Below are 22,514 nucleotides of genomic sequence, written 5' to 3' on the forward strand. Positions count from 1 at the left end.
GGCTGTTTGAGCTCAGCAGCGGAAACAACGTCACGAGTCTGCAGTTCGTTGATGAAGCGCTTGCCGTCCTGGTTGACAAGGATAGCGCCGTTACCGCGAACCGCTTCAGTGATCATTTCGCCGTTGTTGGGAACTACGGTCGGATGAGTCTGAATCTGAGTCATATCGACTGTATCGGCACCGGCTTTTTCACCGAGGATGATACCGTCACCGGTAGCGCCCGGCTGGTTGGTTGTACCAAAGCCATTGAGCTTGGGATTGATCTTTGTCAGCAGTTCCTGATTAGCGCCGAAACCGCCGGAAGCAAGAACAACAGCCTTAGCGTCAATGGTCTTAACACCATTCTTGTCCTTGTACTGAACTCCGACAACCTGGCCGTTCTTAACGATCAGCTTCTCAGCCTTAGCGTTGGTTCTGACGTCAATGCCTTTGTCCTTAGCGGCAGTAGCAAGAGTCTTAACAACGTTGGCTCCGACGAAGCCACCGCCCGCAGGACGGTGAGAACGCTTGTTAGTGGCACCGGCCATCATACCGACATCAGTCAGGTCTCCGCCGGGCAGAGAGTTGATGAAGTCAACAGAGTATCTGGCGTTGTCGGTAAGAACATGAACGAGGTCAGGATTGTTCAGGTACTTGCCGCCCTTCATCGTGTCATTGAAATGGGTTTCGATGGTGTCTTTAATACCGGCCTTTCCCTGCGGTTTGGTTTCAGCAGCGTTCAGACCGCCGGCTGCGCGGTTTGTATTGCCGCCGACAAAGGCCATTTTTTCAAGAACGATGACCTTTTTACCCAGATCATGAGCGGTCACTGCGGCGGAGAGACCGGCACCGCCGGCACCGATAACGACCACATCAGCGTGATCTGCGGCAGCTGCAGGAACAGCAAAAGCGGCAGAAACCACGGAAGCCAGAAGGATTTTTTTCATTTAGATTCACCTCGTTAATGATGTTTTTAGAAAAACAAGCTGATTTTACTCAAAATAACAGTCTGTTACTAGTATTAGCCAGGATCAGCTAACAAATATTATTCATAGATTGACTATTTTTTAGTAATATTTTTCATGCAAAAGAAAATTAATTTCAAATTATCCCTCCAAATCAAAATGTTATGACTAACAAGCAATTTGCTGGAATTTTGAGATATAGGTATAAATCCCTAGAATTATTTCATGATCCTTCTGCATCACGAGTTCTTATAAACATTAACCTTCCGCATTGCCGGGGTGTTCCGGATGACAGTGCTTTATCGGGCCTATACTACGGACATCACACTCCTAGAACACTTATCTATGCGTAAACGTTTAAAGATCGATTCTGAACTGGTGCACCTCGGCAGAGACCTTGATAAGAGTTCAGGTTATGTGAACATTCCGCCGTATGAAGGCTCAACAATCCTGCATCATGACATCGCGGATATGAAGAACCGAGTCCGTCTTCAGATGAACGGAGAACCGAGCTTCACATACGGCACAGAAGGCGGCCCGGCTCATCAGGCGTTTTATGAAGCAATGAATCAGCTCGAGGGCGGAGCCGGAACTTGGGCCTACGGCACCGGATTAGCGGGCTGCGTTACTCCGTTCTTTGCCTTCGTCCAGGCCGGCGACCACGTTCTCGTTACCGATTCGGTCTACGGCCCGACCCGAGATTTTTGTGAAACTCTTCTCAAGCGCCTCGGCGTCGAAGTGGAGTTCTATGACCCGCTGATCGGCTCGGGAATTGAAAGGCTCATCCGGCAGAACACTCGGCTCATTTACATGGAGAGCCCGGGCAGTCACACGTTGGAAATGCAGGACGTTCCTGCCATTATTGCCGCCGCGAAGAAAAAAGATGTCATCACAATGATTGACAATACGTACGCCACACCGCTGAACTTCAACCCGCTCAGGCTCGGCGCGGACGTGGTCATTCATGCGGCCACTAAATACATTTGCGGTCACTCCGACGTTCTGATGTCAACCGTCACCTGCAGTGAGAGAACCTGGCCGGAAGTTAAACGTGTGAGCAAAATACTTGGACAGTACGCGTCCGCTCAAAGCTGCTATCTCGGATTACGCGGCCTGCGCACACTGAAAGTTCGAATGGATGCGATCGGCGCGCATACGCAGGCTGTCGTCGACTGGCTCAGCCAAAGAAAAGAAGTGGAAAGCATTCTTTGGCCCGCCTACCCGAAAGATCCGGGATATGCGATCTATAAGCGCGACTTCTCCGGTCCTATCGGACTCTTTTGCTTTACGTTCAAACCCAATTTCACCGATGAGCAAATCGACAAGTTTCTCGATTCACTGACATTATTCGGTCTCGGCTATTCCTGGGGCGGTTTTGAAAGTCTGATCCTTCGATGCTACGGCAAACGCACTGTAAGAAACCGCACGGATCTGGATCGAATGGTTCGTGTTTATATTGGCCTGGAGGATCCCTCAGATCTGATCACAGATTTGGAACATGCATTCAGCGCAATTCAGTAGCTGCAGAATGTAAGGCAAAAAACTGAGAAATTTCATTCAGCACAACGTCTCGGATGGGAGAAAGCACCAACGGATTCCACGCCATTGAAAGCGGCAGAGTCGCAGGAGCATTTTTCAGAGTATGCGCGCTGACATTCGGCGGCATCCACGGATAAAAAGATTCCGGAAGGAATGCGATGCCCTGTCCGCAGCTCACAAATGCCATTTGCCGCGGCGAGGAATCCACTTCGTGCACAATGCGCGGCGTAAATCCGCCCTGCGACTCACAGAAATGAACCAGCCCGTCAAACAGCCGAGGCGCGATTGAGCGGCGGGAGAAGACAAAACTTTCGCCGCTCAGATCCTTGGCTTCAATTTCCCGATGCCGCGCAAGTCGATGCTCCTTTCCGAGTACAACAATCGGTTTTTCCATCCGCAGGACCCGCATCTTTAACCTTCGGTCGCTAAGCGAATCAAAAAAAGAAATGCCAATACTGATCGAACCTTCTGTCAGCTCAGTTTCCGTCTGAAACGAATCGATCTCCTTCACAAAAAGGGATATTTTCGGATAGTTGGCTGCCAGCTGACGCTTTAATTTTGGGATAAAGAAAATCATGGCTTCAGCGTTGGCGCCGATGGTCAACACACCGCTTGCGGCTTTTGTCATCTGATTCACGGAGTAGCTTAGAGCCTCCGCCTGGCGCAGAAACTGTTCAACCAGAGGCACCAATACAGCACCCTCCGGCGTGACCCGTACACCTCGAGGCGTGCGCTCAAGCAGCTGTACCTGAAGCCGGTCTTCCAATTCATCGAGCTGAGCGAGCAAAGGCGGCACCGACATATTCGAACGCTTCGCCGCTTTACGGATACTCTTTTCCTGAGTCACAACCGCAAACAGCATCAGCTGACGCATTGTCCTGTAATCAAAGCGTGTCTGCATAAAATTCAAAAATTCTGTGTTAAATATTTAGTATCACTCTTGAGTTTTAAGAAATCATTTCTTTTTACACTTTTCAAATAATAAATTAAAGGAAAAGAAATGGATTCAACAAACCTGATGCTTTATTTTCTGGTTGTTTTAGTCACCTGCATCACTCCCGGAGCAGGCGTTCTCTATACCCTTCAGAACGCTGTAATGTACGGAAAAAGCAGAGTATTCTGCTCTCCCACGGGTGTCGCCTTGGGCAACTTGATCATGAGCATTATCGCGGCGACCGGTTTAGGCGCGGTAATTACCAGTTCTCCCAAGCTCTTTGCCGGCCTGCAGATCGCGGGCTGCCTTCTCATGATCTATTTTGGTTATAAAAGCTGGGTTGCACCGCCCCTCAGTCTCTCTCAACGGATTGAAAGCTTTAAAGACCCCAGTCCCTCCAAAGCACGCTTTAAGATTTTCTCGAGCGCAGCGCTGCTGCAGCTCACGAACCCGATGCTGATTATTTTCCTGCTGTCTCTGATGCCGCAGTTTGTCAGTCATACGAGCTCCTATGCCTTGCAACTGACGGTACTGATCAGCATCTTTGTTGTTACCTGCTGGCTGGTTCATATTATTTACAGCTACAGCGCGGCGTATGCGGCTGGCCGCTGGATGAATGAAAAGTTTTCCAAAATCGTAAATAGAACTGGAGCCGTACTTTTCTGGCTGATTTCCGCCTCAGTGCTGGTAAAGCTTTACGCTGTCTAGCAACAAATAGAAACTCAAAATGAGTGCCGTATCGATACGGTAGTAGAAATACCTAGTTGTTTGTGCTAATATTTGTTCGTGGCAATTAAATATTGTCACTTCTCCTTGGGATTTGAGGTTGGTGATGGAATCTCCGGGGGATCTCCGAAGTTCGTTCAGAACGACCGATCCTCCACCATCACATTTAGACTGGCGCTTGAATTTATTTTTCAAGCGCTTTTTTTTTTGCCTGAAAACAGCAGACTCAGTTTCCGAATTGAGCCGTATCGGCATGTCTCTCAGCGCCTCTTTAGTATCATTGGCAAAAACCTGTTAAATCTAATATACCTGTCAGAGATCAAATGCCGAGCGCACTTCCCGGTTTGAAGGAACCATTTATTCAAAAACTCGATGAACAACGCATCCGAGTACGCAAGCTGCCGGCAATTCTGATGCCCGCATACTTTGCCTCAGGTTCTTCTCCGTACTCTGCACAGGCGGCAGCGCAGGATACTCAGACGAGTCTTGAGCGCTCGCTCTCAGAAGTCCTCTCTCTTTGTGACAGTGATGAAGTCAAGGACCATGAATCGTATTTGACCGTAAGTGCTCGAGGCGACCCGGTACTTCTCAATCATAAAAGTGACGGCACGCTCAGCCATATGCATCTGCGGCTTGCTCACCTGAGAAAAAAGTATGCCGCATCACTCAGCACGCAAGATGCGGAAGACTTTATCCGTGAGATAGTCGGAATCCAGGAAGAGTTTGCGGCCCTAGATCTGCAGCTGATCCTGAAACGGATCAATGAACAGAGAAAAAGCACCGGTTTTGAGGAACTGACCCGTAAGGATCTGGATACCGTTCTTCCTCTTGTCCCGTATTTTCAGACGTCTTTTGTTGAACATATCCTCCAAAACTACTCTTCTGAAACCATTAGGAGTTTTTATCGGATGCTCTCGGCCGCATGTCCTCATCAGCGCAGCTCAGAACGATTAACCGACATTCTGCTCAGACGCTATGACAAATTCTTCTCAAGCCGCATGAGGCAGGCGCTTAGACAGTTTAAGGCTCTCATCAAATATATCGGCCGGGAATCTCGGCTTGGCAGCACAGAAACCGTCTCCGAAGGATTTCAGCTGGCCGCCAAAACCGCATCTTCCTTCTCGCAGTTCAAAGCCTTTTGTCTTGACGACAGTTTCACGCTCAACCCTCTTGATGAATGCTTTTTTATTTGGCAGCAGGAAAAACACAAGATTCTTCCCTCATTCTTAAAAGCCTATGCAGGCGAACTGACAGAGATCATCTCCCGTTCCGAGATCGCACGGGAAAACGTCAACCTTGGCGCCGAAACTGCCTTTGAAGAAGCGAGCTTTACTACTCGCGGCGGCTCTGAAATTAAGTTGTCCGAGACAGAACTCTCCTATGACGGGAAAAACTATCTCTTAGCGGAAATAGATTCTCTCTTTTACTGTGCCTCAAACTTCAAAGCCGATCAAAACACCCCCTCCTGCAGGTTCAGACATTGGGGATTTCGCATGTCTAACGGAGAGGAAGTCCGCTTTGCTTTCGATGAGGAAAGCGAATGGCAGAGCTTCATTTATGTCTTCAGGAACATTGCGATGCTTGCCCGCATAAAAAAGTTTAGCGAGCTTCTTAAGGAAGGCGGTACCTTAAAATTCATGCAGTGCCGAATTTCTGATTTAGGCGTTGAATTCCCTCAGAAGGAACAGTTCTGGGGGCGGAAGTCTTTTAATTTCTATCCCTGGAAAGATATCCTGATCGAATTTTTCTCTCAGGAATGTATCCTTCACGGAGGCCCTCAGAAAGCCTACATCAATCTATGGAACGAACCATACATTACCGACATTGCTTCGATGCTTCGCGCCCAAAAGACGTCGCATTTTGATCGCCTGTCAGCGCAAAATCCGATTTTTCTGATCAAGAGAGATACCTCATGGAGTTAAAACCTCAGAATCGCAGCGGCTTTCAGGAAATAGCCGACATGATCCCCAATCTCTCCTTTCATCAGTCGGAGCTCGAGGTGCGCTCGGAAGAGACCCTGCCTCCTATAACCGGGAACGCGCCGGTTATGGGTCTGCCGGTAAGAAGTCAAACGCTGTCCAAAGCATTTATTTGGGATTCATTCGAACTGGAGTATTACGTTCGACCCATACAGGAAAAGCCCTTCAAAGAGTCTTTGGATTACCGCAGCGCCCTTTTTGTCTTTTCACGCGACCGCAAGAGCCATCCCGGTGATCCGATTTTAATTTCTGCGGTATTCGAAGACCCGGAGACGGAGATCCCATGTCTTGTCACTTTCACCGCTGAAGCCGCGATATTCAATAAGAGCGTCAAAGGTCTTTTTAAGGAAGAAGATGCACTTGCCGCGCTTTTTAGTGAAGTGACTAAGGCGCTTAATCCGGAAGGTCTTCCGGAAACTGCCGGCGAAACATACATTCGGCATCCTTTGTCATTTCATCGCACACCTCAGGGCGCCGAACCAATAAAAAACAAATCCGGGAAAAAATCCTCTGCGGCCTTTTGGATGGCCGTCCTAATCGGATTATTCATTATCCTTGCCACTGCTCTTTCTTTAAACGACTAATCGAGTTTTAACAATTTAATAAAAAAGAATCGCTGGATTAATTGCTCATAATGAGTCAGTGGTAAACAGACATAATTAGTGGGATTCTGTCGCGCATCCTCCCGATTTTTCTATTCAGACGAATTCGGAGTCGCTCGTCGAAAAGCAAATGCTTATCCGTAATTTTGCTTAATAATTAACGAAATAGGACAACAAAGCAATATTGGTATAGAATCCTCCTTTCGTTTAACCCAAAATTAGAAGATCATGGAAGAACTTCCAAAACAAGCTGTTAAAGAACAGCAGAAAGAAGAAACAACAATGGTTCTGTGCAGCCTGCTGAAGGAAGGCGACACATTAACCAAGAGCCATCTTTCTGATGTGATTTATGAACAATTCGGGCTGCCTAAAAAATTCTGTAAAGAAATCGTTGAGCTCTTCTTTCAGGAGTCTCTCGAATGCCTAGCTCGAGGCGAGGACTTAAAGCTTTCAAATTTTGGCGTGTTCTCAATTAAGAAGAAGAACGAGCGTCCGGGCCGCAATCCTAAGTCCGGTGAGGCTGCCGTTATCAAAGCTCGTCAAGTCGTTTCCTTCCACCCGAGCGGTCAGCTTCGTAATGAAGTCGTAGAAGGCCGTAAACATGACGCCATTCTTCAGTCCTCGATAGAAAAAGTGCTTTAATCTTTACTGTTAAAGTCTCAAGACCGACATCGTTCGGTCTTTTTTTGTCTTTAAGTTTTAACTAAGCTAAATAAATCTCATTCTCAATTTGATGAAGTAATCCATTACTCGTATCAATCGATCAAAAAACAGCTTTCGTTATTCGTTAATGATAATAATTATAATTTTCAATATTGTTTATTCTCGATCTACATATCAGTTAGTTCAAGGAATTCATATGAAAATTAAATCACTAACTGCCTCAATCCTCATTCTTGCGGCTTCTGCCGCCTCGGCAGCCGCGCCTCAGATTAAAGAACTCAACATCTCCTACGTTAAACCTCCTTTTGTACTTCAGCTTCTCGTCATGAAAGACCGTCAGATGCTTGAAAAAGAATTTGAAAAGGAAGGGATCAAAGTCAACTGGCACAACATGGGGACGAGTCCGGAAGCGGCCCGCACAATGGGTGCCGGAAGTCTTGATATCGCCGGCAATATGAACACTGCGGCTGTACTCATGCTGAATTCAGAGGGTCTGCCTGTGCGCATTCTGACAGGCACTGCTCATCCAGCCTCAAACTTTGCCATTGTGTCCAAACCCGGTACGCATCTGACAATTAAAGATCTAAAAGGTAAACAGGTAGTCGGCCCCAAAGGAACTTTCCTGCATCAGCTTCTTATCGCCGCGTTAGAGAAAGAAGGACTCAAAGAAAGTGACGTGCAGTTTGTCAACATGGGAATTCCAAAAGCTTTAAGCGCCATTATGGCCGGTCGGGCTGACGCAGCGCTTGTCGCAAGCAGCGCGCTTATCAAAGCGAACAAGTCCGGAGCCGAGACAATCGTAAACGCCGACGGACTGGTTGAGCCCACGCTTGTCATGACCACCACTCAGAAATTTGCCGAAGAACACCAGGATATCGTCAAACGCGTCAGCAAAGTCTATAAGGAAGCGCTTCAGTGGATGAAAAATAACCCGGATCAAACCGCAGAAATGGGCGCTAAAGAGCACGGAATTTCTGTTGAGAACGCTAAGACTCTCATTGAACGAAGCCACTACTTTGACAAGATGACTCAGAAAGATGTGAACGATCTCAGAGTCAACGAGAAATTTCTCAAGGATAACGGGATGATGAGAAAGCCTGTAAAAGTCGAAGAATTAGTCCTTCCGCTTGCTTTCGAATAACAGTTCTACTTTAGGAGTTTTAAATGACCAATGCTGAAGAAATTCGCGTGACAGAAAATGGCGGAAAGACCATCACCGTTATCACGCTTAACGACTGTGAAACCTATCATGGACTGAAGCGCTGCGGTGGTCTTGCCCTTTGCTTTCGCATGATGAAATATGCGCTTGATCGACTGGTGCCTGAAGGTGAAGTGGCTCAGCGCAAACTTATCACTCTAAAAACAGCTTTCCCCGGCCCCGGAATTACCGATTCAGCAGAACTTATCGGGCGCTGTGTAACCCGAAACCGTTTCATGGCTTTACCCTCAGAAGACATCTGTGCACCGGAATGCATCTTTGGAAAGCTGTATTTCGAAATCGGTTACGGAAATAAAGTCATGAAGCTGACTGCTGTCGACGGCATTGTGTCTCCGGATTTCTTAGCCGCCGGCCGTAAATTCTATACAGGCACTGCCAATGAGAAAGAAACCGAGACTTGGATCGATTTTAAGGGCAGGCTCTATGACGCGGTACTCTCATCCAACATAGAGAATCTGTTCAAGATCGAGTACTGATCAGACAGCAAAACCGCCGGCATCTGAAAGCGGTACTCTTATTCAAGCTCCTGCAGCTACAGGGGCTTTACTACTTTTACCGCTCGAATTATCAGTGATACCGTTCGAATCATTGAAAAGACTCAAGAGATCAGATCCTCCTAAGTATGAAGAAAAGACCACAAGAACCTCTTCGACTTGTGGTCTTTTTCGCAGATTTTCTTTTCTACGGTACAGCGTTGAGCATCAGACCGAAGAATTTGTGGTCAAAAGCACATATTTTTTAGATACTCCTTTAAATGGGATGGTAGCACAGCCATTATCCCTAAATAAATCCTGCTTCCAGCATAAAATTACCCTTTTTATATCTTCTTGTAGCTCTGTTCTGACACCGATACCCCATACGAAAATATTTGTGGTCTTTTTCGCATATTAAACATTAGCCCGATTTAAATAATCGATGACCCATAATGTACCAATCCTTTGATCTTTAGGCTGCAACGCTCGTGGAGTCTCTATTTCTGTGTCTTCAATCAATGTGCTTTTGACCACAAAATTTTCCTTATCTGTGTGAAAAAGACCACAGCTAATTCTTGCTATTACCGAAAGAAATATCCCAAAAAGAGCATCAGATTTTGCCCGTGACACTGTTCTTAAACAAACGCCTTCAGTCGGTGACGCAGCATAAGGCTTAGGCAGATCTGCGAACCGATGCGAGACTTCTGCTTTAAAAAATCGCTGACCGCCGCAGATGAGAACCTAATCGTCCTCTATATAATGATCTCTCTCGTCGGAGAAGAAAATGGAATCTGATCAGAAAACATCGACAAAGAAAACGCGCGGCGGTGTTCGGCCCGGCGCAGGCAGAAAAAAACTTATCGGCGCAAAAACGACCACAATTATCCTGACCGAGGAGCTGCTGACTAAATTCAAAAAACTCGGCGGCTCTAAATGGGTCAGAACGCAGATTCGACTAGCCCCGGATGAAGGCACGCCTCCTCCGGCAATTGATCGATTCTCCTCTTCGAAAATTAATCTGAATGAAATGCTGATAGATCCTCAGGAAGACACACAGCTTTACTATGCGCCTGACAACTCTATGGACAGAGCCGGAATCCATCAGCGCGATTTAATCCTCGTGAAACACGGATTCTTTCCTCGCCCCGGGCAAATTGTCCTTTTACAGCATGATGGGAAACTCACGCTAAGAAGATACTTTACGGATATTCAGCCGGAACGTCTTATCTCAGAAAGTTATGATCATTCCCTGTACCCGACTATCCCGCTGCCGCATCCGATCCTCGGCACGGTCTCATACGTTATACGGCGTCTTGAATAAAAAATTAAGGCTATGCTGAGCCTCCTAAAGGGCAAAACATAACCTTAATTCTCCAAAAACGGAACGAGCCTACGAATTATTCGTTCACAGCAACCATAACATTGGAAGCTTTAATCACAGCGAAAGCTGTCTTGCCAACTTCAAGACCAAGATTTTCTGCGCTGGTTGTGGTGATAGAAGAAACAAGCTTCCGTCCGCACTTAGTTTCGATGGTGACTTCGGTGCTGACAGGACCTTTCTTGATTTCAACAATTTTGTCTTCGATACAGTTGCGAGCGGATAATTTCATGCTTAACTCCATTTGATATAAAAGTATTAAGAGCCATCATCTTTTCGGCATTCAAAAAATCTCACGCTTCTTTCTCTGGCTATTCTCCAGGTGTAAAACACTTTGTTATGAAAGGTATTAAAGCGTTATTCAAAAACAGAACTTTTTGTTATTGTTAGATTTTTTCTAAGTCACTGCAGCAATCGAAATTCCAACAAGTCCGTACGATGTATAAATAGCGGCTCAACGGCCCCTTCTCGTTACAAATAGAAAAAATATCAGCAAATTTTAGGTGTAATTACTTAAAAAATAGAAACTACGTAAGGCTGGGACGTTTCACTTCGCTATTCCGCACATGCATTCCCACGGTTAAAGAAGATCATTACTCGTTCCTGACTTGTGGTCTTTTTCACATATTTTGAAATTCGATCCCTGATAAAGCAAAAGCGCCCGAAGGCGCCTTTGCTAAATTAAGCCGGGGAATTAATTAGGAACTTTTCCAATAACACCATCCACGTAATAATTCATCGTGGACAGATCTTTGTCGTTCATAACATCTCCGGACTTGAGCGTTTCTTTGCCTTCATTGTCTTTAATCGGACCGGTAAAGGGATGGAACTCTCCTTTAACAAGTTTTGCCTTCACTTCTTCCATCTTCTTTACGACATCTGCCGGGACTTTGTCCGTAATGCCTTCTAAAGACAATGCTCCGTCACTGTAGTGCATCCAAACCGGTGTCTTATCCCATTTACCGTCCACCGCCTGCTGCATCTTCTTCGCATAGTACGGTCCCCAGTTCAGGACCAGAGCCGCAATCTGCGCATTCGGCGCGACAGACTTCATATTGCTGTTGTAAGGGATCACCATCTTGCCGGCAGACTCCGCTGCGCTAGCGACCGCAGAAGTATTGGTGTGCTGTGTTAACACGTCCGCACCCTGTCCGATCAGAGTCTTGGCAGAGTCTGTATCCTTGGGAGGATCGTACCAGGCATTCGTCCAAATCACTTTCACCTGAATGTTCGGATTGATCGACTTGGCGCCTAACGTAAACGCATTGATGCCCTGAAGAACTTCAGGAATCGGGAAAGGAGCGACATATCCGATAATGTTGCTCTTAGTAGCACCTCCGGCGAGCATACCAGCTAAATAACGGCCTTCATAAAAACGAATGTTGTAGGTTGTCATGTTCGGAGCTGTCTTATAGCCTGTTGCATGCTCAAACTTAACGTCCGGATATTCTTTGGCAAGCTTCTGCATGTAGTTCATATAGCCGAAACTTGTGCCGAAAATCAGCTTGTTCCCGTCATTGACCATCTGACGGATCACTCGCTCGGCATCAGCCGTCTCAGGAACATTCTCAACGAAAGTAGTCGTCACCTTATCCTTGCCGACCTGTTCAATCGCATAAAGACGGCCAAGATCATGCTGCTTGGTATAACCAACATCCGCAATAGGAGCAACATATACAAAACCTACTTTCAAAGGTTCCTTGGCGTCTGCCTTCTGAGCTGCCGCAGGTTTTGCCGCGTCCGCAGGCTTAGAAGCGTCACCTTTCTTGTCGTCACAGCCGCTCAGTGCAAAAACAGAAGCGAGTGCCGCAACAGCTGCCACAAGTTTCAATGAAGTTCTCACGTTTATCTCCACCGTTATGAATGTAAGGCCGCACGTTAATGCGGAATAAAAGGTTTTCCAAGAGAAGCCGGCATATTCAGTCGAATCCATCTCGGATTTCTCGAAATCAGTGCTAAGACAATAATCGTCGCTAAGTAAGGCGCCATCGAAATAAACTGCGTCGGAATTGAAATTCCCATACTCTGCAGATTCATCTGCAGCATGGTCATACCGCCGAACAGATAGGCACCAAGGAACACACGGAACGGACGCCATGTTCCAAATGTCACTAAAGCTAGCGCAATCCATCCTCGTCCGGCAACCATCCCTTCAACCCATAAGGGTGTGTAAATAAGGGAAAGGTAGGCACCGGATAAACCAATGCAGGCTCCGCTAAACGCTAATGCGCAGCAGCGAATCAAGGGGACATCGTATCCAAGAGCATTAGCGCTGAACGGCGACTCTCCAACCGCTCGGACCACCAATCCGGCTCGAGTCTTGTAGAGGAAGAACCAAACCGCAGGGATCATCAGAAGCGACAAATAGACAATCCAATGCTGGCTAAAGAACGCTTCTCCGATAAAAGGAATCTTGTCGAGGAACATAATTCCGTCAGGGCCCCTTTCCGGGAGCACTGCTCCCTGATACGGAATGCCTATATAGGCCGAAAGTCCTGCTCCGAAGATCGCGACGCCCAAACCAGACGCCTGCTGATTTGCTCTCAGTCCGACTGCGAAAATCGCAAAAAACAGAGCAAAAGCGATGCCGATCAAAATCGCCGCTAAAAAGCCAACCGCAAAACTGCCGCTCTCCACTGCACCCATGTAGGCGACAATCGCCGCCATGAGCATAATACCTTCAACACCAAGGTTTAGAACCCCGGAGCGCTCAGCAACTAAGATCCCGAGCGCCGCTAACAAAAGCGGTGTGCTCGCATTCATCGTGGTCGCAATTAACGAGGCCGCTACACTCATGCCGCCTCCTTTTTCCAGTTACCGAAACCAACCCAGCGGAAACGACAGAAGATCATCGAGTCACACACCATAATGCAGAAAAGCAGCAAGCCTTGGAAAACCCCTGTTAAGGCGGCCGGAGTCCCCAAACGAGACTGAGCAAGTTCTCCGCCAAGATAAAAAAGCGCCATCACAAAAGCAGCTGGCACAGTTCCAACCGGCTTGAGCCGCGCGACAAAGGCCACAATAATCGCGGCGAATCCGTATCCCGGAGAAATCTTCGGAGTTAGCTGACCGATCGGCCCGCACACTTCAATCACACCGGCCAACCCCGCAAGCGCACCGGACAAAAGCAGTGCGAAATAGATCATCGCTCGATTCGAAAAACCCGCATAACTTGACGCTTTCGGCGCAAGACCCGCGACACGAACCTGGAAACCGATAAACATCTTGGACATGATCAGCCAGATTAAAAAGAGCGATATCACAACAAGTCCGCCGCCCCAATGCATACGTGTACCCGGGATCATGATCGGAAGCGTTGCTGCGGTTTCAAACATCGGACTCTGAGGGAAGCCAAGTCCTTGCGGGTCCCTAAGCGGAGATTGTACCGCCCAGGAAAGCAGAAGCTCAGCGACATAGACCAGCATCAAAGAAACCAGGATCTCGTTCACGTTGCACTTATCTCTCAGCCATGCCGTAATGCTCGCGTACAAAGCACCGCCGACAATCGACGCAAGTATCACCCAAATCATGAAGAGCCCGCTCTGATCGGGACTCGCCTGAAGCGCGACGTAGCCGCCGCAAAGCGCTCCGATAATGAGCTGACCTTCTGCTCCGATATTCCAAATATTGGCGCGGTAACAAACCACTAAACCCAACGCGCAGAGAATAAGCGGCGTCATCTTCACGCCGAGTTCGCCCCAGCCGCGAAGCGTTAAAAGTGGTTCAACACAGAATACATACAGAGAGTAAAGCGGTTCTTTGCCAACCATCGCAAAGATTGCGCCGCCTAAAGCTAAAGTGAGAATCACCGCGAGAATCGGAGAAACCGCTGCTAAGAACCGGTTCGGACGCTCGCGATTGTAAATAGCGATCGGAAAGTTCATTATGCGTCCTCCGTTTTCGGCCAAAGACCGGACATCCAGCGTCCGATCTCTTCAACCGAGATAGCCTGAGCTTTCACCTGAGGCGATATTTTGCCCTCGCTCATAACAACCAGCTCATCGCATATCTCGAATAATTCATCCAATTCTTCACTCACCACCAGTAAAGCGCTGCCGCCGCTTCGCTGCCGAATCAGGGCGTTGCGAATCAGCGCTGCCGCTCCGGCGTCTACACCCCATGTCGGCTGGTTAAGGACCAGGACCTTGGGATTATGCAGAAGCTCTCGGCCGACAATGTATTTCTGAAGATTCCCTCCGGAAAGACTATCTGCCGGAGCCTTGGAACCGCCGCATTTCACCTTGAATTTTTCAATCACCGAGTTTGTAAATCGATGAATCATCTTATTGCGCATGAAGCCCTTTGCCAAGAAGAGATTGCTTGTGAGAAGCGTGTTGGCTTCAAGACTCATCTCCGGAACCGTCGCTTCTCCAAGCCTTTCCTCAGGAATGTAGCGAAGCCCGAGCGCGCGTCTGTGCTGAACGCGAAGATCTCCGGCGGCAGAGCCGCAAATCTTCACCGCCTGTTTGGAAAGAAGAACTTCTCCCGAAATTGCCTTCATCAAATCACTCTGGCCGTTTCCTGAAATTCCCGCCACACCGACGATCTTGCCGCGCGGAACAGAGATCTTTCCAACCAACGGATACTGGCTCTTAAAGGTGACGCGTTCACCGTTAAAGGAAACCTCCAGCCCGGGCAAAGGCTTAATATCCGGTTTCGGAAGGATTTCCGGCAAATCATTTCCGATCATAAGCTTGGCAAGCTGTTCTTCAGTGTGTTCCTTAGGGTTCACGTTAGCCGCCACTTCGCCGGCGCGAATCACCGTGCAATGATCTGAAAGCTCTCGGATTTCGTTTAATTTGTGCGTAATAAAAATAATTGAGACGCCCTCGGATGACAATTGTCGGAGCGTCTTAAAAAATGCCTGAAGCGCAAGAGGAGACAATACGGACGTGGGTTCGTCCAAGATCAGAAGTTTGGGATTCGTCAGAAGCGCTCTTAAAATCTCAACGCGCTGCCTCTCACCCATCGAGAGGTCATTAACCACCGCATTCGGGTCGACCTCAATGCCATAATGAGCGCTCCTTTCGATAATCTCTTTCTCAAGCGCGTCAGGGTCTGTCCCTTTGGGCATGCCAAGAAGAATATTTTCTTTTGCGGTCAGCGTCTCAAAAAGAACAAAGTGCTGAAACACCATCGCTATGCCGAGTTCTCTGGCATCAGCCGGTGAACGGATCTGCACGGGCTTTCCGTCAAAGAATATTTCTCCTTCATCCGGAACAACCGAACCGAAAATCACCTTCATCAGGGTACTTTTCCCGGCTCCGTTCTCTCCAAGGATTGCAAGGATTTCTCCCGGCATGACTTCCAGCGATATCGAATTATTTGCAACCGTGTTTCCGTATCGCTTTGTAATCTTATTCAGTTTTAAACGTGGGGGCATCACGGACTCAATGGTTAGAGGCAAGAATTTTAACAGAATCAGCCTGTGGTCTAGGCCGATTTCTAAATAATCACTCCTGATCAGAAGCTGACTTTCTACGCTTTGCGCTCCGGCACAGAATCCAACTCTGACATGAAAAAAAACCGCTCGCTTCACGCATGTTCAAACGAATCTTTTTCGATGAAGCTACAGATCTTTCAAGTATATAAGGACCGGTCCAAACAGCTCTTCGGACCGGTCTCTTTTAGGCATCAGCGGACGATCAAAGGAACAGCATCGTGAAAACGCCGATCACGATTACAGATGCAACCGTAATCACCGCGCCGGCCTTCACCATATGCGTGATCTTCATACGCCCTGTAGAGAACACAATCGCGTTAGGCGGTGTTCCGACAGGCATCATGAATGCGCAGGATGCTGAAAGCGCGGTTACTAAAAGCAGCTGATCCGCAGGCACGCCCATCGGTTCTGACGCGGACGCTAATAGCGGCATCAAAGTCGCTGCCAAAGCCGTATTGGAAGTAAAGTTACTTGCGATCATCACGAGGAAACTGACGCCGAGAAGAACAATCCACTTCGGCAGGCCCGCAAAAACTGACGCATTGGCACTGATAATGTGACCGCACTGCGTAATCGAGAGTCCTGCCGCCATAGAAAGACCGCCGCCAAACAGCAGCAGAACGCCCCAAGGCAAATCCTTCATGTCCGTCCAAGTAAGAACTGTGCGGTCCTTATTAATCGGGATACAGAACAAAGAAATCGCGCACAGCATCGCAATGCTGGAGTCGGACAAAGAAGAGAATGGTTTGATACCGCCAAATTCAAGCGGACGAATCATCCCGCCAAACGACCAAAGCAGGATCGCAATCAAAAAGACAAGGAAAACATAGCGTTCCGCTTTACTCATCGGTCCGAGATTTTGAAGTTCTTCTTTCACCCACTCGGCTCCGCCTTCGATCTCGTTGAGAGACTTGCGGAATAAGACCTTTACCAACAGGAACCAGCAAACCGGCAAAAGGACAAGAGTCAGAGGCAGACCAACCTTCATCCAGCTTGCCAATGAAACGGTTTGACTGAAATGCTGTTCCATGAAACGCGCATAAATGCCGTTAGGCGGAGAACCGATAATTGTCGCCATACCGCCGATAGAAGCACCGTATGCAACAGCAAGCAGCATCGCCACACTGAAATTTTCTTCTTCCTCGTCAATCGGGCCGCCTCGTTTCTGCGCACGGACCAGCGAGAGTACCGCCATCGCAATCGGAACCATCATCGCAGCGGTCGCCGTATTGGAAACCCACATCGACAGAACGCCGCTTGCAACCATAAATCCGCCCACAATCGCATACGCTTTAGTGCCGACGAGCTTGAGCGTTGTCAGCGCAATACGCTTATCCAGATTCCATCGCTGTACCGCGATGGCAAGAATAAAACCGCCCATGAAAAGGAAGATCGTATTCGAAGCGTACGGCGCCATTGTTTGAGTCGGCGTCGCGATATGAAGCAGCGGGAAAAGCGGAATCGGCAGCAATGAGGTCACCGGTATCGGAACCGGCTCAAACAGCCACCAAAGCACCATCCATACAACCACAGCCAGACAGGCTTTTGCTGCTGTCGGAAATACAATCGACGCGCCATGGATATCCGTATAAGTATTAGGCAGTATCCAAAAAACAAACAGCGCGGCAAGAGGCGCCCCTAATAAGAAAAACTTTTTTACGGCCGGAGGAAAAGAGCCGATTTCTGCTTGAGACATGTTGTTCTTTCCTAAAATATCCTTCTAGGTATTAGCCAATGAGCAATATGTTAGAGAGTTTACAACTGAATATTGCATTTTTTCCTGTGATTACTACAATCAAATCATCAACTTTCTTCATTTTACTGTTTATGGACCAAGTTATCACCCAAAGGAACATTAGAACGATATCAAACTATCTCTGTCGGGCAGGGATAGTTTTCGAAGTATTTCACCACGAACCGGTTTTAACGTGTGAAGAAGGAAAAAATTGCTCAGAACGCCGGAGCGCACTGCTGCAAATCTCTGCTTCTCAGAAACAAGAAGCGATTTTTTCTTTTTGTCATTCCTCCTGATGATCGTTTCAGCGCAAAAGAAGCTTCTGAGTTTCTCGGATGCGGACATTTATCTTTCGCAGCGGAAGAAGAGCTTGCGGAGCTGCTCGGAACCTTTCGCGGAGCTGTCTGCTTACTTGGTCTGATCTTTGATAAAGAGCACAAAGTGGAGCTTATCCTCGACGAAAAGATCCTTAACTGCGATTTCATCAATTGCCATCCGTGCACTAATGATCAAAGCTGGGAAATCTCAATGAAAGAGATCACGGATCATTTACTGCCGAGTTTAGGGTACTCCTACAGAGTCTTTAAAAAATCAGATCCTTTCGCTTAAAACGTAGATTTCTCGTTTTTCCGAGCCGATATAGGACTGAGATTTAAAGAGCAGGAACTCCTTACCTGTTGCGGTTTCTTTCAGTTTCACGAGATCGCTGCCCGAGCGTTCGCTGCCTGAATCTTCCAACTCAAATTTTGTTCTCAACAAGCGTTTGAACGAAGTCCCTATATTGATAGAACCGAACTGTTCCACTGCCCTTTCGCTCGCAAGGCGGATAAATCCGTTGGAGTCCGTGATAACAATCGATTGCGGACTTGACATGATGATCTGCCGCAGGAACTTCGCATCATCACGAGTCAGCTCTAACTCTCGAGACAGACTCGAGGAAGAATGATCCTTAAGCTCTTTAATTTCGCTCTGATGGCTCTGAACTTTCCCTAAAAGCCGACAAAATGCCTTCTGAAGCTCTACGAGTTCAAGCGGGGTCTGGACTTTTTCGCTTGGGGTAGGTACCGCTCTTCCCTCTCTGACTTGCAGCATAAGGCGCGACACATTATCCGTCAGCGGCTTACACGCAAATCTTGCCATCATGAAGGAAAAAAGCAGGAGGAATAAGAAGATCAGCAGATTGGTCGCAATTAAAGAAAGCACCATAGTTTCACGATCTTCCGCACGTTTGAATATACCAACCACCCAGTCCAATCCTTCGATAGGTGCGATCACCCCGACTAGATTCGAACCGCTCGGACGGTTAACTTTAGAAACAACTTTAGGCCCTTCTAAATATTTTCGGATCTCTTCTCGGGGCATGATGGCATCCTTGTAATCCGATCTGTCATTTGCGTAAATCGGCATCCCTTTACTATCAAGGATCCAAACGACGCAATCCTTCAAACCGAGTCCGGCAACCACCTCATCGTAAAGCGCCCGAAGATTCAGAGCGGACACCGCGTAACCAACAACCGTTCCCTTTTCATTCACCGCAGGCGACATGATGTTTACGATCGGACCTGACGCAGCGCCTACCGCCTGAATAACGTCAGAGACGATTGGGAAATCCTGCCCGTTTACCAGTTTCCAATGTTCCCGCTGAGTATGGTCAACACCAATATTGCTCTCACCCTTCGGATTTCTGGGCGGGTCAAAGGCAACCGTCACTCCTTCGGGGCTGTCAAAATGCACATTGGAGAAATATGGGAGCGCATCTCTCAGACCAATCAGGATTTTATTGAGACGATAATGATTTTGCTGACCTTCTAAGGCATAAACATTGGCCGCCATGGTCACAAGACCTTTTGCGGCCAGCACTCTACCCTTAACGTTATTGCTGAGGGCAGAGGCGTCCTCCACAAGCAGCGTATTTTCTCTTTCAATCTCCTGTTCAATCATCATGTACTGCGTGTATGTCAGTACAAGCAGCGGCAGCGAAAGTGTGACTGCCATTAAATAGAACAGATATGTCCGAAAACGCATTCTTTTTTGATTAAGAAATTAGAAGGAACTCCGGCTATTGTATTTGAATTTATGTTCAAGTAAGCTACTGCGGATTCTTTCCTAAGTCCAATGCTCGTATTGGGAAATCTATAGATAAATTCGGCTGACGAGGTCACGCTGCCGCCTCATTAGTCGAAAGTGCAGCACACATATATTGAGGAAAAAATGTCACACGCGAGCATTGGAAAATTTAAAAAAAGGGAAATTTTCGAACTGACAGACGGTACGCACCGACTCGAGAAGAATCTCTATATTAGAGTACGGGCCAACGGGAAGTACCGGAATTACTTTTTCAGATATTTGGATCAAAGCGGAAAAGTTAGGGACATGGCTCTTGGAAGCGCCTCCAAAACTCCCATCATCGAAGTAAAACAAAAAGCATATTTTTTCCGAACACTCCTTTCGGTCGCCGGACAAAATCCGTCTGATGAGCCCAGAAAAAGGCCGCTTTTTAAAGACTATTCCATGCAAGTCATTGAGCTGCTTGCCGGAGTCAAACTCTGGAAAAATCCGAGTCAGCTGTCCTCCTGGAAGTCTTCTATAGCCAATTACTGCAATCCTTTTATTGGGGAAAAATTTGTCGACGAAATCACTAAAAACGACGTTTTAAAAATCCTTCATCCCATATGGATCGAAAAGACAATGACGGCGAGTCGATTAAGGGGAAGATTAGAGAAAATTTTCAGTTATGCGATTCATGACGGCTTGTATTCCGGAGCAAATCCTGCTTCATGGCGCGGAAATTTAGACATGTTTCTGCCCTCTCCCAGGAAGTGCACCGAGCAGAAACATTTTTCATCCCTAAGCTTTAGCGACTTAAGAGCTCTTATTCCGAAGCTGATGGACTCTGAAGCGACGGCAGCAAAAGCGCTCCTTTTTGGCGTATTGACAGCGACTCGATCCGTAGAATTCACTCAGGCGCACTGGAATGAGATTTCATGGAAAGATCAAGTTTGGATATGTCCGGCTTCCAGGCGCAAAGACGGGAAACTTGAGCCTTTTCGAGTCCCACTGTCAAAACAGGCGTGTGCGATTCTAATAAGTCTGAAGAAAGGTTCTAAAGGCTGTTTTATATTTTCAGTAGATGGCAAATCACCGATACGGCGGGAGACTCCGCGAAAATTTTTGCGAACTTCACTTGGACTAAGCAGTACCATGCACGGCATGCGATCTACTTTTAGGGATTGGTGCGCTGAAAATAATATTGATGCGACAACGGCTGAGAAATGTCTCATGCACTCGACCGGCAATGAAACAGTTTCTGCTTATCAAAGAAGCGATTTACTTGAACAGCGCCGAGCCATCCTGCAGCAATGGGCTGATGCTCTATTCGAGAGCGAAGAAACAACAGAAAGAAAAAGCTGATTTGTTGTAAAACAACAACGAAATATTGATTTACCATATCTTATATCAATTAAAAGTGTCGTATTTGCGCAAATACAACAGTTTTTGTTGCTCTTGCGTCACTTTTTTATCACAATGGCATTGCAGATGATTCTTGCTAGGAATTTGAACTTTCTGCAAGTTTTTAACTTCAATTGGAGTATTTCTCAAATGAAAAAAACACTTTTAGCGATGGGCGTCCTCGGCGCTTTCTCCTCTCTGGCTTTTGCCGCTTCCAACGTAACACTGTACGGCCTCATCGAAGAAGGCGTTGTTGTTTCCAAGGCTAAACACAAAGACACAATTGTCGACCTGAAAGCCGGCTTTGACTCTGGCAACCGCTGGGGTATTAAAGGTGTTGAAGAACTCGGCAACGGTTATTCCGTTGGCTTCATCCTTGAACAGGGATTCAATGCAGACGACGGCAGTGAAGGTGTTGCTGGAAAAGCCTTCAATCGTGAATCTATCCTTTATGTTAACGGCGGATTTGGTTCTGTCGCCTTCGGTCGTACTGGTGGTTTAGCTTTCGCTCAGAGCAGAGCAATTCTCTCCGGTTGGGTCTTCGGCACAGGTTACGGCTCTGGCGCTTGGAATGCAATTGACTTCGTTGCCAAGCGTATGAACAACGTTGTTTCCTACGCCTCTCCGTCCTTTGGCGGCGTCACCATTCACGCCATGTACTCTAACAGCGGCTCCAACGAATTAGCCGTTGACGACAAGAACAAATGGTCAAAGAACGGCCACTACTATGGTATTGGTGCCAAGTATGCTAACGGCCCGATTCTTTCTTCTTTAATCTTTGAAGCTACACAGAATAAGAACTCCCTCGAAGTTGATGGTAAGGAACAAATTACAAACCACAATCCGAAATATGGCATCAACTACGGCCTGTCTTGGGACTTCGGTGCGGTTACTCCGATGTTCGCTTATCAGTATGTTTGGCAGGATCAGGGCAACAAAGACCATCAGTTCGGTCTGAGCGCCAAGATTAACGCCGGCGGCGGTGCAATCAAAGTTGGTGCCCGCTACACCTTCGGTAAGAATGACGGCGCAGCTGCTGGAACAGAAGATAAACATAACGCCTGGCTTGTTGGCGCTGCTTATGAATACCCGCTGAGCAAGCGTACGATGATCAAGTCTTACGCTGGTTATGCTGACGGCGGAAAGGCCTGGAAGGACACAGCTGATACAAAATACAATGGCTATCAGGTTTATCTTGGCCTCTGCCACAAGTTCTAATCTAACTACTTGTTAGTTTGGGTATTTCTTGGGCCTCCTTCGGGAGGTCCTTGCATTTGAATACCCAGAGTTCTTTTATCGGATCAAAAACATTAAGTATCTATCCTTGTTGAGAAGGATGGAGATAACAATCCCACGATTAAGAAAATTCCTTAACCTCATGGTCTATTAATCGTCAATAACATTTTATAAGGTAAAAAAAGACCTCCCG

20 protein-coding genes are annotated in these 22,514 nt (G+C 47.4%); 11 read left to right on the plus strand and 9 right to left on the minus strand.

Annotated elements, in window-relative coordinates:
* Window positions 1-926, minus strand: a 926-nt coding sequence (locus E5987_RS04885; RefSeq protein WP_160334977.1) for an FAD-dependent oxidoreductase, incomplete at its 3' end; no start/stop codon positions are given.
* Window positions 927-1,289: 363 nt separating this feature from the next.
* Here E5987_RS04885 and metC point away from each other — a divergent pair.
* Entirely contained in the window at window positions 1,290-2,465 is a 1,176-nt protein-coding gene (gene metC / locus E5987_RS04890) for a cystathionine beta-lyase (RefSeq protein ID WP_160334978.1), read from the plus strand.
* Here metC and E5987_RS04895 read toward each other — a convergent pair.
* Window positions 2,449-3,384, minus strand: coding sequence for a LysR family transcriptional regulator (locus E5987_RS04895; protein WP_237178731.1), 936 nt, complete (start codon window positions 3,382-3,384; stop codon window positions 2,449-2,451). The two genes, metC and E5987_RS04895, sit on opposite strands and share 17 nt — an antisense overlap.
* Window positions 3,385-3,483: 99 nt before the next feature.
* Here E5987_RS04895 and E5987_RS04900 point away from each other — a divergent pair, with 99 nt between their 5' ends.
* The 7 genes from E5987_RS04900 (at window position 3,484) to E5987_RS04930 (ending at window position 10,400) form a co-directional block, all read left to right on the plus strand.
* Complete coding sequence (locus E5987_RS04900; RefSeq protein WP_160334979.1) at window positions 3,484-4,125, plus strand: LysE family translocator; 642 nt, start codon at window positions 3,484-3,486, stop codon at window positions 4,123-4,125.
* A gap of 341 nt (window positions 4,126-4,466) precedes the next feature.
* On the plus strand, window positions 4,467-6,065 hold the full coding sequence (locus tag E5987_RS04905) for a hypothetical protein (protein ID WP_160334980.1): 1,599 nt from the start codon (window positions 4,467-4,469) through the stop codon (window positions 6,063-6,065).
* Window positions 6,056-6,706 carry a hypothetical protein gene (locus E5987_RS04910; RefSeq protein WP_160334981.1) on the plus strand — a complete coding sequence of 217 codons (651 nt, stop codon included), beginning with the start codon at window positions 6,056-6,058 and terminating at the stop codon, window positions 6,704-6,706. Before E5987_RS04905 ends, E5987_RS04910 begins: the two co-directional genes overlap by 10 nt.
* A 246-nt stretch (window positions 6,707-6,952) precedes the next feature.
* Complete coding sequence (locus E5987_RS04915; RefSeq protein WP_160334982.1) at window positions 6,953-7,366, plus strand: integration host factor subunit alpha; 414 nt, start codon at window positions 6,953-6,955, stop codon at window positions 7,364-7,366.
* A gap of 217 nt (window positions 7,367-7,583) precedes the next feature.
* Window positions 7,584-8,528, plus strand: a complete 945-nt coding sequence (locus E5987_RS04920) for an ABC transporter substrate-binding protein (protein WP_160334983.1) — start codon at window positions 7,584-7,586, stop codon at window positions 8,526-8,528.
* 23 nt (window positions 8,529-8,551) lie between these two features.
* Window positions 8,552-9,082 carry a hypothetical protein gene (locus E5987_RS04925; RefSeq protein ID WP_160334984.1) on the plus strand — a complete coding sequence of 177 codons (531 nt, stop codon included), beginning with the start codon at window positions 8,552-8,554 and terminating at the stop codon, window positions 9,080-9,082.
* Between the two features lie 781 nt (window positions 9,083-9,863).
* On the plus strand, window positions 9,864-10,400 hold the full coding sequence (locus E5987_RS04930) for a LexA family protein (RefSeq protein WP_160334985.1): 537 nt from the start codon (window positions 9,864-9,866) through the stop codon (window positions 10,398-10,400).
* 76 nt (window positions 10,401-10,476) lie between these two features.
* Here the strand turns inward: E5987_RS04930 and E5987_RS04935 are convergent, their stop codons facing one another.
* From E5987_RS04935 to E5987_RS04960, 6 genes are all read right to left on the minus strand, one after another.
* The gene (locus E5987_RS04935) at window positions 10,477-10,689 is read right to left on the minus strand and encodes a TOBE domain-containing protein (RefSeq protein WP_160334986.1); all 213 of its coding nucleotides are present in this window, start codon (window positions 10,687-10,689) and stop codon (window positions 10,477-10,479) included.
* Window positions 10,690-11,151: 462 nt separating this feature from the next.
* Window positions 11,152-12,306: a BMP family ABC transporter substrate-binding protein gene (locus tag E5987_RS04940; protein WP_443094412.1), complete on the minus strand. Its 1,155-nt coding sequence runs from the start codon at window positions 12,304-12,306 to the stop codon at window positions 11,152-11,154.
* Window positions 12,307-12,335: 29 nt separating this feature from the next.
* A complete protein-coding gene (locus E5987_RS04945; RefSeq protein WP_160334988.1) occupies window positions 12,336-13,253 on the minus strand; it encodes an ABC transporter permease in 918 nt (305 codons plus the stop codon).
* Window positions 13,250-14,341 (minus strand): ABC transporter permease, encoded by a 1,092-nt coding sequence (locus E5987_RS04950; RefSeq protein ID WP_202074552.1) that lies wholly within the window; start codon window positions 14,339-14,341, stop codon window positions 13,250-13,252. Before E5987_RS04950 ends, E5987_RS04945 begins: the two co-directional genes overlap by 4 nt.
* The gene (locus E5987_RS04955; RefSeq protein ID WP_160334989.1) at window positions 14,341-15,840 is read right to left on the minus strand and encodes an ABC transporter ATP-binding protein; all 1,500 of its coding nucleotides are present in this window, start codon (window positions 15,838-15,840) and stop codon (window positions 14,341-14,343) included. The genes E5987_RS04950 and E5987_RS04955 overlap by 1 nt, the downstream gene beginning before the upstream one ends.
* A 262-nt stretch (window positions 15,841-16,102) precedes the next feature.
* Window positions 16,103-17,596 (minus strand): SLC13 family permease, encoded by a 1,494-nt coding sequence (locus tag E5987_RS04960; protein ID WP_160334990.1) that lies wholly within the window; start codon window positions 17,594-17,596, stop codon window positions 16,103-16,105.
* A gap of 234 nt (window positions 17,597-17,830) precedes the next feature.
* On the opposite strand from E5987_RS04960, the gene E5987_RS04965 reads away from it, so the two are divergent.
* Window positions 17,831-18,244 carry a YbaK/EbsC family protein gene (locus E5987_RS04965; RefSeq protein WP_160334991.1) on the plus strand — a complete coding sequence of 138 codons (414 nt, stop codon included), beginning with the start codon at window positions 17,831-17,833 and terminating at the stop codon, window positions 18,242-18,244.
* On the opposite strand, the gene E5987_RS04970 is transcribed toward E5987_RS04965, so the two are convergent.
* Entirely contained in the window at window positions 18,227-19,630 is a 1,404-nt protein-coding gene (locus E5987_RS04970; protein WP_160334992.1) for a hypothetical protein, read from the minus strand. The two genes, E5987_RS04965 and E5987_RS04970, sit on opposite strands and share 18 nt — an antisense overlap.
* Before the next feature lie 216 nt (window positions 19,631-19,846).
* Between E5987_RS04970 and E5987_RS04975 the strand changes: the two genes are divergently transcribed.
* Window positions 19,847-21,046, plus strand: coding sequence for a tyrosine-type recombinase/integrase (locus E5987_RS04975; protein ID WP_160334993.1), 1,200 nt, complete (start codon window positions 19,847-19,849; stop codon window positions 21,044-21,046).
* A gap of 189 nt (window positions 21,047-21,235) precedes the next feature.
* On the plus strand, window positions 21,236-22,303 hold the full coding sequence (locus tag E5987_RS04980) for a porin (protein ID WP_160334994.1): 1,068 nt from the start codon (window positions 21,236-21,238) through the stop codon (window positions 22,301-22,303).
* Window positions 22,304-22,514: the final 211 nt, after the last annotated feature.

The sequence above is a fragment of the Parasutterella muris genome, from assembly GCF_009767915.1.
GTDB lineage: Bacteria > Pseudomonadota > Gammaproteobacteria > Burkholderiales > Burkholderiaceae_F > Parasutterella > Parasutterella muris.